Below are 19,189 nucleotides of genomic sequence, written 5' to 3'. Positions count from 1 at the left end.
TCGACTCAGCATCCGGCACGTGTGCCCGCCCACACATGCTGCTCGAGGGTCGCGGCCCCGCTGACATGACCGTCCACGGACGCGTTTTCCAGTCCGTGGACCGCCGCCCGCGCCCACGCGCAGGTCAGTCGTTGTCAGATTCTTCGGGGATTCCGGAGCTCAGCTCGGCAAGGATATCCTGTTCTGTTTTCCCGCTCGCATGCAGCTCGCGGTCAGCCTCTTGGGGCTCACTCAGATAGTACAGGGTGGCGTCGATGGAGTCCAACGGGATGTTCTCGACCCGCGAAAGCAGCAACCGATACATGTCCAGCTGGGCGAGCTTCTCATCGATATCGCTTGGCTTGCGCGGTTTCCTACCGGTTTTCCAGTCGACGACCGTGAACCGCTTGGTATCGTCCTGCGGATCGAGGCCACCATAGAAGACCGCGTCAAGCTTGCCATGGACGATGATGTCATCCAGTTGCGGCAGTGAGATGACGATTTGGCGTTCAGCGGCTTGGGGACGACGTTTCGCCCACCGGGATGCGACCAATCGGCGTTCCCAGGTGACGAGCTTCCGTTCGAGCGCGGTGCCTTTCGCACTGGTACCTGCAGTTGCACTGGCACCTGCTTTTGCGCTTGTGCCAGCAGGGGAAGAGCCGGCAGAGGAAGAGCCAGCAGTGGAAGCGCCGCTTCGAACAGCGTCCGCAGAGCCTTGAGCGACGTCTACGGAATCTTCAGGGTTTTCAGCCTTTGCAGCGGACAGCAGCTCGGTGCGAGCATTGAGATCGCTGATCATCGCCTCACGCGTGGTCGCGGCGGATACCGGAACGGCGGCGTCGTTCATCTGTCCGTCGATGCCGGAAGCATCGGTGTCTTCGGTGATTCCGCTGTCGTCGTAGGCGTTCACGAACTGTTCGGCCCAAGCATGGAACAGGGTTCCTGCTTCGGCGCTCGGCGATGCGATACGCGGAATCGGCCGGATCATACCGCGCCAATACTGTTGTAACTTACGGTTGTCGGTCTGGCCGGCCTGCGTCTGCAGGGAAGTGACCGAACGACGGCTGTTCGCCATCAGACGCATGGCGGTCTGCTTTACTTGGTCGTCAAGATCGTCGGGGGCGGTGGAGAGTTGGTATTCCTGCGGTTGCAAATCCATATCGTTCAGCAGGGCGCGCGTCCTGCGCGACAGCACGTCGGTTTCGTTGATATTCCACGGATCGGTTCGCTCGTTCGTTTGGGAGGCGTCACTCGGCTTGGATTCCGGCGATTCCGTGGATTGCGGGGATTCCGACAAACCTGCAGATGCCCGTGATTCACTGGATTCTCCGGACACCGCGGATTTCGCAGATTTCTCAGACTTTACCGATTTGCCAGATTCCACAGACTTCGCGGATTCCGCCGATGTCATCCATTCGAGCGTCTCTTGTGCGGATTCGTCGAGTTTTCTGCGGATTTCATCGCTCAAGTTCGCCGGCCATGCCAAGCTTGTTTTTTCGTGGATCAGCTCCACAGGAGTCGTCCACGCCTGCCCCACGACCGCGTCCTCGAAGTCCTGCGCGCCATCACCGACGAAGAAACCATCCGGCAGCGGTTGGCCGACGGATGCGAGCGTATGCGGATGCCCATCCTTCGGGTCTGTGTCTTGGTCGGCTTCGAGTTCGCGCCGATCCGCCCATGAGGGCAGCGCCGCCGGTTCCAGTCCTTCCGTCTTCGCGTAATGTCTCATGGAATCGTACATTTCCTGCCAGAAGACGGACCTCGTGTTGCTTTTTCCGTCTTCGGGCCACATATCGATGGTGCTCGACTGGGTTGCGGTGACGAAGACCTCGTGCTTGGCGCGGGTGACGGCGACGTACGCCAATCGCCGTTCGTCTTCATGCAGGCGCCGGCCGTATTCTTCGCGCTGGGTGAGGAACAGCTTGTTCTTGTCGATGGAGTCCATGCCGTCAATCGGCAGATTGCGGCCTGTTCCATATTCCTCGTCCGCCAGGGTGAGCGTGTCTTCGAATTCGCTGAAGGCTTCGGTCGGATCAGCACCCTGGACGACGTCATGCGGGAAGCGCGGAAGAATATCCGCATCGGCGCGAACCGGTGCGGGCACCATATCGGCACAGGTTAGCCATGTGTTGGCTTTTTCCGTGTATTCCGGAGGCTCCCACTCCCCTGCGGCATTCGTTGAACTGACGGTCTTGGCGTCGTCGGCGGGTTTGACGCTGAGAGAGTCGCCCTGGTTGCTGGGGAAGGTCTTGTCGTTGACGTCGACGACTGCGACGGCATCCCATTGCAAGCCCTTGGCCTGATGGATTGTCATGAGCACGACATCGACTGGCTCCGTATGCGCGGCAGCGGTCGGGTCGTCCACGGTTTTCAGCGAATCAATCCAGCTGATGAAGCCTCGCAGCGTCGACTGACCGGCTTGCACGATTTCCTGGGTGTAGGTGCCGACCAGTTCGATGATGGATTCGACCGGCGCATGTGCAAGAGTCGGATTGACCGACTGCCGGGAATCGGCGAACGCTTGGGCGAGCACGGTATCGACATCCAGGTCCAAAGCGCGGATTGCGGCGCGAACCACATGTTCCAACGGCAAGCCCATGGCCTGCCGCACCTCGCGCAGGATGCCGCCGGCACGCACTACGGCATCCACCGCGGTCTCGTCCAGCTTGCAACCGGCAAGATCGGCGGGTTCATGAGTGTCTGCGACCACATCGGACAGGTAGACCATATGCGGCAGTTGCCCTCGATGTTCTCGCACGACTTCGGCCCGCTGCCGGGCCGTTTCCTTGCCTGTGGCGTAACCGGCTTGGACAAGCGCCTGATACCGCCGCTCGGTGTCTCGCTGATCGGCACACCTGGCAAGCGCGGTCAGCTGTCTGGCTTCCATGTGGAATCGAGGGGTCGCCAGCAAACGCATCAGCGATTGCGAGTCGGTGGGATCCGCGGCGACACGCAGCAAGGCGAGAACATCGCGTACGTCCGCACGCTCAAGCAGGGCGGAGTATCCGACGGTCTGTACGCTCAAACCTTTGGCGCGTAATGCCTGCTCGTAGTACGGCATCTGCCGTTTGCTACGGAATAGTACTGCGACATGCGGCCGCTCTTTGGCGTCCGCCGCCGGATCGGCATTCGTGTGGCGTGCGATGGCGAATTTGGCGAAGCGCACGACGGCGTCGATTTCCTGCCCGAGTGTCGCATACTCCTGGACACCGACCGTGCCGCGTTCGGTGTTGTCTGGATTGTTGTTCAGCGGGAGCACATCGACTTCGGACATGCGCGAGCTGCTCCGCCTGCGGTGCGTCCGGCGTAGTCCCAAGGTGAGATTGTTCGCCATCTGCAATACCATGCGCGGGTTCCTGCGGCTGATGGTCATCGGGTATGGCTTGAATCCGGGCTGTTCCAAATCGAACGCACGCTGGAAGATCCGCAGCGCGCCCGGGCTTGCGCCACGCCAAGCATAGATGGACTGGTATGGATCGCCCACCGCAGTTACCGCGGACCTGCCGGCATCGGCGATTGAACCGCCTGCGTCAGGGTGGAACAGTGCGGCGATCAGTTCTGACTGCGTGGTTGACGTGTCCTGGTATTCGTCAAGCAAGACATGGGTGTACCGATGGCGGTATTGCTGCCCGATGGACGGAAAACGCCTGACCAGTTGGTATGCGGCGATGGTGAAATCACTGAATTCAGCCATGCCGGCTTCGCGCTTCGCCTGCTCATAGGCTTCGACCAGATTGAGCAGGACGTTGCGCTGTTTGGTTGCATCGAGCATCTTCGCGCAGTGGAACAGCGCGGCATCAGCGCGTTGCTGACGCCATTCTTCTTCCTGTTTCCTCACTTTCTCGACATACTGTTCATCGGTGTCTTTTTTCGCTCTTTTGCGCCGCTTTTTCTCATCTTCACCCAGCGGGTCCCGGGACGGAATCACAGCGTTCCGCTCTTTGATATCGGCATCGACGATGCGCTGCACCCGCTCGATGAATGCGTCGTCCCAATGTCGGATGCGGCGTACCGCTTCGGAAATTGAATCACAGTCACCGCCGATCATGGCTCCGCCGATGGCGTGTGACAGGTTGAGCAGTTTTCCGACAAGCGTACGGAACTTGCCTTGCTGTGTGCCATCCGGTTCGTCGGTGTTGGATTCGCCGTCTTGTCCGTCGTCGCCGTCTTGCCCGGAGGCGGCGAACAGTTCGTCCAGATGCGCTTCGATGACGTTGGAGGCGAGTTGGATGGCGCCTGCATCGCTCAACGGCTGTGTATCCTGGTCGAATCCGACTAGAAGCCCGTATTGCCTAACGATTGACTGGAAGAACGCGTCGTAGGTCATAACCGTGGGCTTGAGCAGCATATTTGTGCCGGTCTGGAGACCGCCTGAGACTTTTTCAGACAGTTCGGCCGCCGCCTTTTTGGTGAAGGTCAGGCCGAGGATGCGCTCCGGCGGAACCTCACATGCGATGAGGTGGTTCACGCGCGCGGTCATTGTCGTGGTTTTGCCGCTTCCCGCGCCGGCTACGACCAGCACGTCATCGTTTTTAGGTGCATAGGCGACTTGCCGCTGCTCGTCGCTCGGCTGGAATGCGTTCCCCTTAGCTTTCATTCCGTTCATATTTTCCTCGTTTCGAACACCGTGTTGATTTCCCTTGCGCACGCCGGGCAAATGCCATTCCCGTCGCAATATGCCAGATGGGCTTTCTGCGGATGTGCGACAATCCGTTCGGACCGTAGGGCGGCACCCGCGTAGAACACCCGGGCAATCATCGCCAACGCCCAGGCAATCTGGGTGCTGGCCGAGACCGCGGTAAAGTTTTTCCACAACTCTTCTCGCACTCCCACAGGCGATTCGCCGTTGCGGGGATAATCGTAGAACTTTTCAGGATTACGGTAGTGGTAACGATTGGAGAACTCATGGTCGTTGAGATGTCCATCGACAAAGAGCGGGGGCTGGTACAAGGTTTCCGGAGCATAGCTTTCCGCGGGAGTCGCGTGTGCGCTGACATGGAACAATTCGCTTTGGGCAACCAACGGTTGGCTCGTTTCGCCGAGTCTGGCTCCTTCGGATGGGTAGGCCAGCCCCAGCTGGTAGCACACCAGCTGCAAATCGTTGAAAATCCCTTTGACGTCGGGTTTGTTGCCAGTTTTGTAGTCGATGAGCCTGATGACTTGATTGCCGTTGACACTCCGGTGTTCCTCACGGTCGATGCGTCCTGACAGGCGAATCGTCAGATCATCACTCATGCCTTCGGGCCAGCCGCCGACAAGCGTACCCATTATTGCGCCGATTTCGGCAGCAGTCGCCGGTACGGTAACAGCCTTGACTCGGTTGTATGCCTCAGCGATGTCGCTCAAGGTGAACTTGGCGTTGAATTCTTTCTCGCATTCAGCCGACTCAAGTTTGCCAACCTCGATTGGTTCCGTGTCTTTGCCGCCACGGCGTATCGCATACTCCGGGTCATTGGACTTCACGAAGTATGAGGCGATATTGCCCAGCATGGTGCTCACTTGGGCGTCTTTGTATAGCAGGGTGTAGCGGTCGACGGGGTCGCTGACCGTAGCGGGATCGACGCGCAATTCCTGATAGCGCGCCATCATCTGATCACTGATGACGGCAATGCGTTGATCCTCTGTTTCTCCCTGCTGGTTGTCAGGCGCGTCAAGATGCCAGTCCTGGCTGGCTTCCTGGGCAATCTGATGGACGATGGTGCCAATGCTGGCCTGCACTCCACCGGGGCGCGGTCCAGCGAACTGGTTGTCCATCATCCAGCACACCGGGCACGCCCACAGACCGTCAACGGACGACGGGGACAGTTTCACCTCGTTGGGGTTGTGTTGTTCCCCTTGACCAGCCTGCTCCCCCTGCTGCCGCACCGATATCTGGACATCCGCGGCGGGCTCGGTATGCTCCCCGTTGTTCTCCGGCACTGTCGGCACCGCAGTGAGGAAGGACCAATTGCGCGGATCCGCCGACAGCACTCCGTGGTCCTTGAGCATGGTCAGGGTCTTGTACGCGTCCTTGCGGGCGTGCCGTTCGGTCTCAGTATCGCCGGTGTTGCGGGCGAGCGTGATACGAGCCGCCGCCACCAGACCACGCACGTCGGTGCACATGGCGTCGAGATGCGCATCAAGAACCGGCATATCCGTTCCGCTCTGTGCAACGGCGGTTTCACCTCCGGCGGCCATGCCTGCACCTTGGCCGTCCGCAACATCACCGCCAGCGGTCTCGCCTGCAGCAGACCCGCCGACGTCTGAACCGTCGAAGCGTTCAGGAAGATACCGCAACAGGAAGTCCGACGGGATGAGATCGTCCGAGCGTACCGCGGTGAGCATCACGTGCTCGCTGGCACGCGTTAAAGCCACCAGCAGGCCTTTCTGCTCGTTGTGGAGCACCGCGGTGAGCCGTTCGTCCCGATGCGCCCCATGGTCCAATGATGGCAGTGTGCCATGCAATACGAGGTCGTCCAGGTCTTCGCCGCCGAACATCGTGTTGCGTGGCATGAGATTCGGCCATACATCCTGCTGCATGGCGACAATCCATACAAGCGGCCAGTGTCTGCCGCCCGAACCCGCCGGCGTCGTCAACGTGACCGCTTGGTCGATCGGCGCGACTTTGGCCAACGAATCCGCTTCGATACGCATCAAACGCACCTTGCGGAAGAAGGTGGTGATATCGCCTCCTGCGCCCGCGCCGGAAGCGTAGTCGAACAGACGCATCGCCACGTCGAGCCGATCGTTGGCGGCACGCCCCTCCTGTGAATTGACCAGCGCCGCCGTCTGCCAGGCAGTGGCGACATGGCAACGCTCCCAAGCCAGACTCAACACATACACCGGCTTGGTGTCGTCAAGCCTGGTGATACCGGAGGCAATCTCGCCCACAATCCGCCACAGGTTGCCGAACGCGCGAATGTCCGCGTCATGACGGGATATGGAACTCAAAGCGCCCAACACTTGCACGGACGCGTCTTCGTTCTCCTCCTCATGCGTTCCAGCACCGTGTGCTGCCTGCGGGCAAGTGAGCAGCAAGTACATCGCGTCCAGCGTCAACGCCGGCGGCTCGGTCGTCTCGTTTGACGTTGCTTCTGGAGATGCCTGGCTGTCTTGTTCACCTGCCTGAACCAGCGCGTCTCGTAGCGCGCCCCAACGCTGTTCCAAGAACCGCAACGGGGCTTCATTCCGAGGTTGTGCAGCAGAATCTGCACCGACCCCACCGGTATTCCCAACATCCTCAACGTGAACGGTACCCATAGCATTACCGGTATCAGAAGTTTGGCCTGTCTTTCCGGCGGTCTGCTGCCGTATGACTGTGGACAGCGAGACTAGAGACTGCATGGCCAACTCCACGGGTTCGATGCGTGCTGGGGACTTACCGCTCTTCCGCCGAGCGGTAATCAACGGCGAGCCCATGACCATGCGCACACGGGAACGGATGAACGCAGCCAGCCTCGCAATATTGTCCCGCCCGGCTGCACCCGTGTCGGGAGTCCCGACGAATCGCGCATCATTGACAGCGGATGCACCGCGCAGACGCACCTGGGCGAGTTCAATCAACGCGAAGAGCCCTTGGACGAACGGCTCGTCCTTCAACGGCGTGGTCACCGACGAGTACCGCACCGGCACACCGTCACGACGCAGCCTCTCACCGAACGCCCGCACAGTCGCGTTGTCATGCGCGATAACCGCCATATCATTCCACACACGCCCATGATCGAGATGCTCTGCCTTGATGGCAGCGACCACAGCTTCGAGCTCTTCATTCGCCGAAGCATAGAGCCGGGTGCCCACGCTGCCATCCTGGGTATGGTCAGTGATGCTCCCGTCCGACGTTTCAGTGTTGATGGATGCGATTGGATAGCTTCCGGGCACGACCGCGTTCTTCCACGGACGTTCCGGAATCGGCATATCGAGTTGTTCTTCAGAGGCGATGTCGAGACTCACCCGTGAGACGACCAGATTACGGTACCCACCCTGCTCAGGCTTGTCCAGCGTGCCTACCGCGGCATGGAATACGCCCTCCGCCGACAACAGACGCCCCAACGCATATTCCGGATGCGACCCGCGGAACGCCTGCACCGATTCGTCCGGATCGTTCACAATGAGCAACCGCGCACCGGCACCGGTCGCTTGTTCGAGAAAAGCGAGACCTGCGAGCGTCAAATCCTGCGCGTCGTCGACCACAATGAGTTCGGGAAGATCCTCCCCGCTCAACGAGGGCACCACAAGCGCCCCTTCAACAAGCAGCATGGACGGGTCAAGTCGGTATTGCCCCGGATAATTGCGCTCAATCGCCGCCGCATATTCCTGCCGCAATGCGAAGGCAAGACGCCACTGGACATCAAGCCGTTTCGCCTGCGGTCCCATACCCGCGCCGGAAGTCCCCGTTGCCCCGGCAATCGTGTGCAAGCGTCCAATCAGCGGCTGCTCGTCTGACTCACGCAGTCCGAGCTCATTGATGCGGGAGATGATATCGCGCAACTGGATGATGAACGCGTCGCTGATACCTTTGGTGAATATCGCCAGCGATGTGGATTCCGATGCCGCGCCAGGACCGGAAACCCCGCTCAGGTTTGTGCCTGCGCGCGCACCTTGCTGCGATACTGGATCGCAGACCGTATCTGCCCAGGAATCCTGGGCGAAATACTCGCGCAACAGCTCGCATGTGGGGCATTCGTCTCCACTACGGGCATGCTGAATATGCTCGGCAACCACCAAACGCAGCAGCGCATCTTGTTCGGCGCCGTTGAGCAGACGCGGCAACGCCTTGCCCTCGGCCGACCGCACTGCCGTAATTGCCCTGAACGCGAGCGCCGACATGGTTGTCACCGGACGGGCTTGAGAAACCACCCCGAGCGCACGAATGGCCTCGTTACCCAAAGCATCCGCCGCAACGCGACCGGATACGGTCATCACCGCGCGCGTGTCCCCAAACGTGCGAATGCCCTCAAGCAGCGCGCGATAGGCGAACTGCGTTTTGCCGCTGCAAGGCGCCCCCAAAACCACCAGCGTCCGGGTAGGGTCCCCGGAGCCGTTCGTCAGCGTGCCGGCGAGCAACGCCCGCACCAAATCATCGCAGGGCTGCCCGCTTTCGCTGCGCCCGCCGAACGTCGTGCTGCTTCGCATAGATGTACCTCCTATGAAATCCATCATATGTGTGCGACACGCCGATGATTCGAAGTGGAACATCTGCTGCAACCGTCGTCCGGCAAGACGTTAAATCCGGCGCAAGCGACGTCCAGCGCGGCGAATCATGATATTGCTTGACAAAATACCGGCAAACGGCAACCGGTCTACGTGCCACCGGTCTGTTGCCGGTCTGCGACTCGCGGACGATTCGCCGCAAGCGGTATGACGTGTGTGCTCCATGCTCTCACCCCCTGGGATTGTCCGGCAATCGATTGATTGCGATCAAATGGTTACGCAAACATTCCGTTGGGACTGGGGATACATATCAGCAACGCATCGAGTTCTTCGAGCCAGTACAGCTTCAATGCATTATTACCCCCCAATGACCACCACTATTTATAGAACGCACTTGCGACCACGTCAAACGATTTACTACATTTTTGTCTTTAGTGTGGTGAAAGTTACATCATGGTGATGTGCATCGTGCCCTCAAAAATTGTCCGAGCAATCCCAAGTATCCCCGAACGTTCCCGCGCACTCCTCTGCATTCCCTACTGCTGATTGGATTCCGCAGCTTCCGACGCAGCTGTGGTTCCGTCTATCCCCTCCCCGATACCCCTAATCTTCCGTGTTCTCGGCGTGTCGCCTCGCTCGCTATAGGCGAACGCGGTATGCGGAAGCCTGCGTCGCGAATATTGCTGACTGCTGCGTTCACCATCATTGCCGCAAATGTCCAGAACCATTGATGATACCGTTCGTCCCACTGCGAGCAACCCTGCTGCGCGACACGTCAGTCGCATGACAGCCAGATAGCCAGCCAATCAACCCTCAACCCCGACGGCACCCGCCCGCCATGCGACACATCAGTCGCACACCCCCGACATACACGAGTCGGGCCGGGCGACTGCGTTTCCACAGTCACTCGGCCCGACTCGAAAATACTGAGCGCTCTCAGCGTGCCCGGCGGATCACAGGCCGATCAGGCCTGCTGTCCGTCACCGTCACCGTCGGCGCTATCAGCACCAGCTTCGTCAGTACCGTCGCCAGACGCATCATCACCGGCGTTGCCGATATCTTCCTGACCGCCCTGGTCGTCCAGGAAGTCGTCAGGATTGAAATCGTCGGCGTTGAAGTCGTCAGGGTTGAAATCGCCGCCGAGCTTCATGTCGCCGAAATCAATGTTCGACAGGTCAACGTCGCCGTTCTCGTCGCCAAAGTCGAGCGGAGCGTCGGTGTCGCCACCCAGCCCGAAGTTCGGGTAGATGGTGTCGCGGATCGCCTTGTCCGGCTCGACCGTCGCGTTGCGGTAACGCGCCAGACCAGTGCCGGCCGGGATCAGCTTGCCGATGATCACGTTCTCCTTGAGGCCCTTGAGATCGTCTTCCTTCTCGTTCAGGGCGGCCTCGGTGAGCACGCGCGTAGTCTCCTGGAAGGATGCCGCGGACAGCCAGGAATCGGTGGCGAGCGAAGCCTTGGTAATACCCATGAGCTCCGGACGGCCGGCGGCCGGCTTGCCACCGTTCTTGACGGTCTGCTTGTTGATCTCCTGGAACTTCTGGCGATCGACGAGCTCGCCCGGCAGCAGCGCGGTGTCGCCCGCGTCGAGCACGGTCACGCGATGCAGCATCTGGTGCACGATGACCTCGATGTGCTTGTCGTGGATATCCACGCCCTGGGAGCGGTACACGTTGTGCACTTCCTCGACGATGTTGACCTGAGCGGCACGCGGGCCGAGGATGCGCAGGATCTTCTTCGGATCGACGGAACCTTCGCACAGCTGGGTGCCGGCGGCGACATGGTCGCCATCCTTGACCAGCAGCGGAGCACGGCGCGACACCGGGTAGACAATCGGCTCAATGCCTTCGCCGTCCGGAGACAGCGTGACCTGACGGCCACGATCGGTGTCCTGCACCTTGACGGTACCGGCGTAATCCGTAATCGGCGCCTCGCCCTTAGGTGTACGAGCTTCGAACAACTCGGTGACACGCGGAAGACCCTGCGTGATATCGGATGCCGAAGCGACGCCGCCGGAGTGGAAGGAACGCAGCGTCAGCTGAGTACCAGGCTCGCCGATGGACTGGGCCGCGACGATACCGACGGCTTCGCCGACATCAACCAGCGTGTTGGTGGCCAGCGACCAGCCGTAGCACTTCGCGCACACGCCGCGCTTGGATTCGCAGGTGAGCACGGAACGCGCCTTGACTTCCTCCACGCCGTGAGCGACCATGTCGCGCAGCACGTCCATGGACATGGCCTCGTCTCGCTTGTACAACACTTCGCCGGTCTTCGGGTCGAGCACATCCTCAGCGAGCAGACGCGAGTACGGACCACCGTCGGCAGCCTTGACGAGCACGAGATTGCCGTTCTCATCACGCTCGGCGACCTTCATGACGAGGCCGTGCTTGGTGCCGCAATCCTCTTCACGCACGATGACTTCCTGCGCGACGTCGACCAGACGACGGGTCAGGTAACCGGATTCTGCGGTACGCAGTGCGGTATCGGCCAGACCCTTACGCGCGCCGTGCTGCGAGATGAAGTACTCGAGCACGGACAGGCCTTCGCGGTAGTTGGACTTGACAGGACGCGGGATGATCTCGCCCTTCGGGTTAGCCACGAGGCCTCGCATACCTGCGATCTGGCGGATCTGCATCCAGTTGCCTCGTGCACCGGACTGGACCATGATGTTCACGTTGTTGTCATCATGGAAGTTGTCGCGCATGGCTTCGGCGACCTTGTCGGTGCATTCGGTCCACAGGTTGATGAGCTCCTGGCGGCGCTCCTCGTCAGTCAACAGACCGAGGTCGAACTGGGAGTTGACCTTGGCAGCCTGGCCTTCGTAGTCCTTGATGATCGGCTCGCGATCCGGCGGCTCGACGATGTCGGAGAACGCCATGGTCACGCCGGACCACGGTGCGCGGGTGAAGCCGAGATCCTTGAGCGCGTCAAGGGATGCGGCGACCTGCTGCGTGGAGTAGCGCGTCGCGATGTCATCGACAATCTTGGCGAGACGGCCCTTGGGGACCTGCTCGTTGATGAACGGGTAGTCCACCGGCAGGGTGCCGTTGAACAGGACACGTCCATAGGAGGTGGCGAACAGGTAGGTGCCGTCGGAGAAGCGCTCCTCCTTGACGACATCCGGGCTGCCCGGCTCCGGGTCGGTGACCTTGAGCTCGCCCGGCTCCCAACCGGTCGGCAGCACGAAGTCCTTCGGCATGCGAATCAGCACCTTGGCCTGCATGTCGATGTCGTGCTTGTCCAGAGCCATGATGACTTCGTCCAGCGAGCCGAACACGCGGCCCTGCCCCTTGGCTCCCTCGACCACTGTGGTCAGGTAGTACAGACCGAGGATCATATCCTGGCTCGGCATGGTGACGGTGTGGCCGTCTGCCGGCTTCAGGATGTTGTCGGACGCCATCATGAGCGTACGGGCTTCAGCCTGCGCCTCGGCGCTGAGCGGAAGGTGGATTGCCATCTGGTCGCCATCGAAGTCCGCGTTGAATGCGGCGCAAGCGAGCGGCGGCAGGTGGATGGCCTTGCCTTCGACCAGGATCGGCTCGAAGGCCTGAATGCCCAGACGGTGCAGCGTAGGTGCACGGTTGAGGAGCACCGGATGCTCGGAGATGACTTCCTCGAGCACGCCCCACACAGCCGGGTCGGCGCGATCGACCAGATGCTTCGCGCTCTTCATGTTCTGCGCGTAGTTGAGGTCCACAAGACGCTTGATGACGAACGGCTTGAACAGCTCAAGCGCCATCGGCTTCGGCAGACCGCACTGGTGCATGCGCAGGCTCGGGCCGACGACGATCACGGAACGGCCAGAATAATCCACGCGCTTACCGAGCAGGTTCTGACGGAAGCGGCCCTGCTTGCCCTTGAGCATGTCAGCCAGGGACTTGAGCGGGCGGTTCGAAGCGCCGGTGACCGGACGGCCGCGACGGCCGTTGTCGAACAGGGAGTCGACGGCTTCCTGAAGCATGCGCTTCTCGTTGTTGAGCATGATTTCAGGGGCGCCGAGCTCGATGAGGCGCTTGAGGCGGTTGTTACGGTTGATCACACGACGGTACAGGTCGTTGAGGTCTGAGGTCGCGAAGCGGCCGCCGTCCAGCTGGACCATCGGGCGCAGATCCGGCGGGATGACCGGAATCACGTCAAGCACCATGGCCTCCGGCTTGTTATCGGTGGTCAGGAACGCGTTGACGACCTTGAGACGCTTGAGCGCACGGGCCTTGCGCTGGCCGGTACCCTTGTCGATCTCCTCGCGCAGCTCCTCGGCCGCGGCCTTCAGATCGAAGTCCTGCAGACGCTTCTTGATGGCTTCGGCACCCATGCAGCCGTCGAAGTAATCGCCGTAGCGATCCTTCATTTCACGCCACAGGTCGACGTCGCCTTCCATATCCCCTGGCTTGAGGGTCTTGAAACGGTCGAACACGGCGGTCAGACGCTGGATCTGATCGTCGTAACGCTGGCGGATAGCCGCCATGTCGCGTTCAGCGCCGCTACGCAGCTTGGCGCGTGCGCTGCCCTTGGCCTCGCCGGCCTCTTCGAGGGCATGCAAATCCTCTTCGACCTTCTTGGCTCGTGTCTCGATGTCGCTGTTACGGCGACGCTCGAGGCTCGCAATCTCATTATCGAACTCGGACTGCAGGTCAGGCAGATCCTGATGACGCTGCTCCTCGTTCACCTCGGTGACCATGTAGGCCGCGAAGTAGATGACCTTCTCGAGGTCCTTCGGAGCGATGTCAAGCAGGTATCCCAGACGGCTCGGAACGCCCTTGAAATACCAGATGTGGGTGACCGGGGCGGCCAGCTCGATGTGGCCCATGCGTTCGCGGCGCACACGGGAGCGGGTGACTTCCACACCGCAGCGTTCGCACACGATGCCCTTGAAGCGCACGCGCTTGTACTTGCCGCACGCGCACTCCCAGTCACGGGTCGGGCCGAAGATCTGCTCGCCGAACAGACCGTCCTTCTCAGGCTTGAGGGTACGGTAATTGATGGTTTCAGGCTTCTTGACCTCGCCATAGCTCCAGCCGCGGATGTCGTCGGCGGTGGCCATGCCAATGCGAAGCTTGTCAAATGCGTTGACGTCCAGCACTCTTGATTCCTGTCTTTGAAATTGTTTCCATCACGTTTGCGGGAGCTGTCCGCGCCCGGCCCGCTTCAGGCGGGACACGGACAGCTGTATCGTCACTTGTATTCGGGCTCTTCCGCGGCCTGATCCTCCTTGGCGGAGGCGTCCGGGCGGGCACCGATGTTGAAGCCGAGATCGTTGGAGTTGGAAGCCGGGTCGTCGTCTTCCTCACGCATGTCGATCGCCTGGCCGTCGGCGTTGAGCACCTCGACGTTCAGGGCGAGCGACTGCATTTCCTTCAAAAGCACCTTGAAGGACTCCGGGATGCCTGCCGGCGGCAGGTTCTCGCCCTTCACGATGGCTCCGTAGGCGCGCACGCGGCCGTCGACGTCATCGGACTTGGTGGTCATCATCTCGTGCAGCGTGTAGGCGGCGCCGTAAGCCTCGAGGGCCCACACCTCCATCTCGCCGAAGCGCTGGCCACCGAACTGGGCCTTGCCGCCGAGCGGCTGCTGCGTGATCATCGAGTACGGACCGGTGGAACGCGCGTGAATCTTGTCGTCCACGAGGTGGTGGAGCTTAAGCATGTACATATAGCCCACGGAAATCGGCTTCGGGAACGGTTCGCCGGTGCGGCCGTCAAACAGTTGCGCCTTGCCGTCCTCGCCCACGAGCTTGTTGCCGTCCTTGTCCGGCAACGTGCATTTGAGCAGGCCCTTCAAAGTGTCCGGACGGACGCCGTCGAACACCGGGGTCGCGACCGGGGTGCCAGGCGCGCCCTTTTCGGCGCCTTCAGGCACGTACTTCTTCCAAGCGGCCTCGACATCCGGGTCAATGCTGATATCCCAGCCGGCGTGTGCAATCCAGCCCAAGTGAAGCTCGAGCACCTGGCCCAGGTTCATTCGGCTCGGCACGCCCAGCGGGTTGAGCATGATGTCGATCGGGGTGCCGTCGGCCATGAACGGCATATCCTCTTCCGGAAGAATCCGGGAGATGACGCCCTTGTTGCCGTGGCGGCCAGAGAGCTTGTCGCCCTGCGTAATCTTGCGGTGCTGGGCGATGTACACGCGGATCATCTGGTTGACGCCGTTGGGCAGCTCGTCGCCGTCCTCCTCGGCATCCTCGCGGGTGATTTCCTTGACCGCGATGACAGTACCGGTCTCGCCGTGCGGCACGCGCAGCGAGGTATCACGAACTTCGCGGCTCTTCTCGCCGAAGATGGCGCGCAGCAGGCGCTCCTCCGGGGTCAGCTCGGTCTCGCCCTTCGGGGTGACCTTGCCGACGAGGATATCGCCGGCCTCGACCTCGGCGCCAATGCGGATGATGCCACGCTCGTCAAGGTTCGCGACCGCGTCCTCGCCGACGTTTGGCAGGTCGCGGGTGATTTCCTCAGCACCGAGCTTGGTTTCGCGGGCGTCGATCTCGTACTCTTCGATGTGGATCGAGGACAGGGTGTCGTCGCGCACCAGACGCTGGGAGATGATCACAGCGTCCTCGTAGTTGTAGCCGTTCCAAGGCATGAACGCGATGAGCAGGTTCTTGCCCAGTGCCAAATCGCCCTTCTCGGTGGCCGGACCATCCGCAAGGACGGTGCCCTTCTCCACGCGCTCGCCATGCTTGACAAGCGGGACCTGGTTGTAGCAGGTGGTCTGGTTGGAACGCTGGAACTTGGCGAGCTTGTAGCTGGACTGCGTGCCGTCGTCGTTCATCGTGCGGATGATGTCGGCGGACACGTAGGTGACCACGCCATCCTTCTCGGCGAGGATCACATCGCCGGAATCGACGGCTGCACGCCATTCGGAACCGGTGCCCACGAGCGGGCGCTCGGACTTGACCAGTGGGACGGCCTGACGCTGCATGTTGGTACCCATCAGCGCTCGGTGGCCTTCATCATGCTCGAGGAACGGAATCAGGGAGGCGCCGACGGACACCATCTGACGCGGGGAGACATCCATGTAGTCGACCATCTCGACCGGGACATCTTCCGCTTCGCCCTGGGCGTCACGCACAAGGGCTTCCTTGGAGACAAAGTTGCCGTTCTCGTCAAGCTCCTGGTTGGCCTGCGCGATGACGTGCTCGGCCTCGCGGTCGGCTGTCATGTAGACGACCTCGTCGGTCACATGGCCGTTGACGACCTTGCGGTACGGGGTCTCGATGAAGCCGAACGGGTTGATGCGGCCGAAGGTCGCCAGCGAGCCGATCAGGCCGATGTTCGGGCCTTCAGGGGATTCGATCGGGCACATACGGCCGAAGTGGGACGGGTGCACGTCTCGCACTTCCATGGATGCGCGGTCACGGGACAGGCCGCCGGGGCCGAGGGCGGACAGACGACGCTTGTTCGTCACGCCGGCCAGCGGGTTGTTCTGGTCCATGAACTGGGACAGCTGGGAAGTGCCGAAGAACTCCTTGATGGTCGCGTTGACCGGGCGAATGTTGATCAGGGACTGCGGGGTGATGGCCTCGGCGTCCTGGGTGGTCATGCGTTCGCGCACGACACGCTCCATACGGCTCAGGCCAGTGCGCAGCTGGTTCTGGATCAGCTCGCCGACCTGGCGGATACGACGGTTGCCGAAGTGATCGATATCGTCGACGTCCACACGCAGATCGATCGGCTCGCCGTCACGCATGCCCGGGAAGGTCTTGTCGCCGGCATGCAAAGTCACCAGGTACTTGATGGTGGCGATGATGTCCTCGCGGCTCAGGCTGCGATCGTTGTAATCACGCTCAAGGCCCAGCTTGCGGTTGATCTTGTAGCGGCCGACGCGCGCCAGATCGTAACGCTTGGTGTTGAAGTAGAAGGAATCCAGCAGGTTCTTGCCGGCCTCGGGGGTCGGGGTGTCCGCCGGGCGAATCTTGCGGTACAGGTCGACGAGGGCCTCGTCCTGCGTGTTGATCGAGGTTTCCTTCGCCAGCGCGTCAAGCACAAGCGGGTAATCCTTGAAGGATTCGGCGATCTCCTGCTTGGTCATACCGATGGCCATGAGGAACACGATCGCGGACTGCTTGCGCTTGCGGTCCACGCGCACGCCGAGGACGTCGCGCTTGTCGATCTCGAACTCGAGCCATGCGCCGCGGCTCGGGATGATCTTCGCGCCGAAGACCTCCTTGTCGGAGGTGCGGTCCTGCTGGCGGTCGAAATACACGCCCGGGGAGCGCACGAGCTGCGAGACGATGACGCGCTCGGTGCCGCCGATGATGAAGGTGCCGTGCGGGGTCTGCAGCGGAAAATCGCCCATGAAGACGGTCTGGCTCTTGATCTCGCCGGTGTCGCCGTTTTCGAACTCAGCGTTCACATACAGCGGCGCGGAATAGGTGTAATCCTTCTCCTTGCACTCCTGGACCGTGTGACGCGGCTCCTCGAAGTACGGGTCGGAGAAGGTCAGGCTCATAGTCTGGGTGAAGTTCTCGATCGGAGAAATCTCCTGGAAGACCTCGTCAAGGCCGGAAACATGCGGCACGGTGTTGGTGCCGTTCTTTTCGTCTTCCTCAACGCGCTTCTTCCAGCGCTCGTTGCCGATCAGCCAATCGAAGCTGTCGGTCTGCACGCCCAGCAGGTAGGGCACATCGATGGGCTCACGGATGGAGCCGAAATTCACGCGATCCGACGCCTTGTGCAGTTTGATGTCATGCTCGTCGGCACGTGCGATGACTTTGGTGGTGTTCGTCGTAGCTTGTTCAGCAGCCAATGGACGTTCCTTATCGCTCGCTTTGTCGTTTGTTCCCCGGAAACGCGGGCGGACGGCCACTATATGCTGTTCGCGGGCGCTTCTTCACTGTCAGCATGCCCGCAATATGACACACTTTACGCAAAGTCAATAGTTTAGCCGATGATTGCGCGCGCCGCAAATGCGACACGCTTGTGGGGGTGGACAGGGATGGTGGGGGGGGTGGGAGTGATGGGCGGCTGCTGGAGTGAGGGGATGGCAACGGGAGTGGCGGAAGTGGGGCGGAGGGATCGATGAGCGGCTGCGGGAGTAGCGGGAGCGGCCTGTCCGTCACGCTGACCGCCAGAATGCGAGCCAATCCTCACACAACCACGGGCCACCCAGCCAACCCACCGCCTAGTATCGCCATAGATGGACGTTTGAAATTGATGGCGGGAAGGACCATCCAACGCCGCCCGTCCAGCCACGCGCTGCGAATCCCCAGTACCACCCATTCAGCACCGTCTGACGACATCAAGCCACCCATTCAGTACCACCATTCAGCACCGCCAGCCACAAGCCGCCAACCCACCACTGTCAACCCAGCGCCACCCGCCCAGCACCGCCAATCCACAGCGCAACCAACCCAACTCCGCTGACCGGCACCGCCTATCCAAACCGCCTACCCGACGGTAATCGTCACCTTATTGCTCACAATCTTCGGATGGTCCTTCATCGATAGCTGCGCGGTATAAGTTCCGGCGTCTACTTTCGGCAGCGTCGAGTCGTCGGCGCACGAGTCCCCGGTACGATTCGTGTTCCACGTCATCGTCTGCGTGTCGGTATCCCCCACCGCAAGCAGCAGCTGGCGCGAATCCACATCGCACGCGTCAGACCGCCACACGGTGTCGCTTCCCGACTTGATGGTCAGCACCCGCGAATCATCCGCAGCATCAATCAGGCAGCTGCTCTTGCCCTTCGGCACATACTTGATGGTCGCTGTGAATTTCATGGAACCACCGACAGCAACCGTCTGGGAATCCGACTGCAACGACAAATCGATATCGGACGCCGTACAATCCTTGACTTTGCTCTGCTGCATCGGCGTCGGTACCGCCGAACGAGTCAGCGCCATCTGGTCGTCATGGCGGATCGACGCATCAATCGCCATCATCCCCCGGCCGAGGCTGTACACGCAAAACGCAATCAACGCAAGAACGACAATCAACGCAATCAACGCAACAATGCGACGCCTGCGATAGATCTGCCGCTGCCGTTTGGACAATTTGCGGCGGGGACGGCGATTCCGCGGGTTGTTGGAAGTGCGCTGGCTGCTCGATGACATATGGTCCAGTGTAGTCATGCCAGTGGTGACGTGTCA

Annotated in this window: 5 protein-coding genes; all 5 read right to left on the bottom strand. The window is 61.0% G+C overall.

What is annotated here, in order from left to right; all coding sequences use genetic code 11:
- Positions 1-124: 124 nt before the first annotated feature.
- A complete protein-coding gene (locus ACZ41G_RS01790; protein WP_464145596.1) occupies positions 125-4,585 on the bottom strand; it encodes an ATP-dependent DNA helicase in 4,461 nt (1,486 codons plus the stop codon).
- Entirely contained in the window at positions 4,582-9,090 is a 4,509-nt protein-coding gene (locus ACZ41G_RS01785) for a PD-(D/E)XK nuclease family protein (protein ID WP_464145594.1), read from the bottom strand. The genes ACZ41G_RS01790 and ACZ41G_RS01785 overlap by 4 nt, the downstream gene beginning before the upstream one ends.
- Positions 9,091-10,072: 982 nt before the next feature.
- The gene (locus tag ACZ41G_RS01780; RefSeq protein ID WP_464145592.1) at positions 10,073-14,188 is read right to left on the bottom strand and encodes a DNA-directed RNA polymerase subunit beta'; all 4,116 of its coding nucleotides are present in this window, start codon (positions 14,186-14,188) and stop codon (positions 10,073-10,075) included.
- A 92-nt stretch (positions 14,189-14,280) separates the two neighbouring features.
- Complete coding sequence (gene rpoB / locus ACZ41G_RS01775; RefSeq protein WP_464145590.1) at positions 14,281-17,850, bottom strand: DNA-directed RNA polymerase subunit beta; 3,570 nt, start codon at positions 17,848-17,850, stop codon at positions 14,281-14,283.
- 640 nt (positions 17,851-18,490) lie between these two features.
- Positions 18,491-19,153, bottom strand: coding sequence for a hypothetical protein (locus tag ACZ41G_RS01770; protein ID WP_464145588.1), 663 nt, complete (start codon positions 19,151-19,153; stop codon positions 18,491-18,493).
- Positions 19,154-19,189 lie beyond the last annotated feature (36 nt).

The sequence above is a fragment of the Bifidobacterium porcinum genome (assembly GCF_055378475.1).
This window is presented reverse-complemented; position numbering and strand designations above follow the sequence as displayed.

Coding starts and splice junctions, on each gene's coding strand:
- ACZ41G_RS01790 (WP_464145596.1), bottom strand. CDS start 4,585: ATGAACGGAATGAAAGCTAAGGGGAACGCATTCCAGCCGAGCGACGAG.
- ACZ41G_RS01785 (WP_464145594.1), bottom strand. CDS start 9,090: ATGCGAAGCAGCACGACGTTCGGCGGGCGCAGCGAAAGCGGGCAGCCC.
- ACZ41G_RS01770 (WP_464145588.1), bottom strand. CDS start 19,153: ATGTCATCGAGCAGCCAGCGCACTTCCAACAACCCGCGGAATCGCCGT.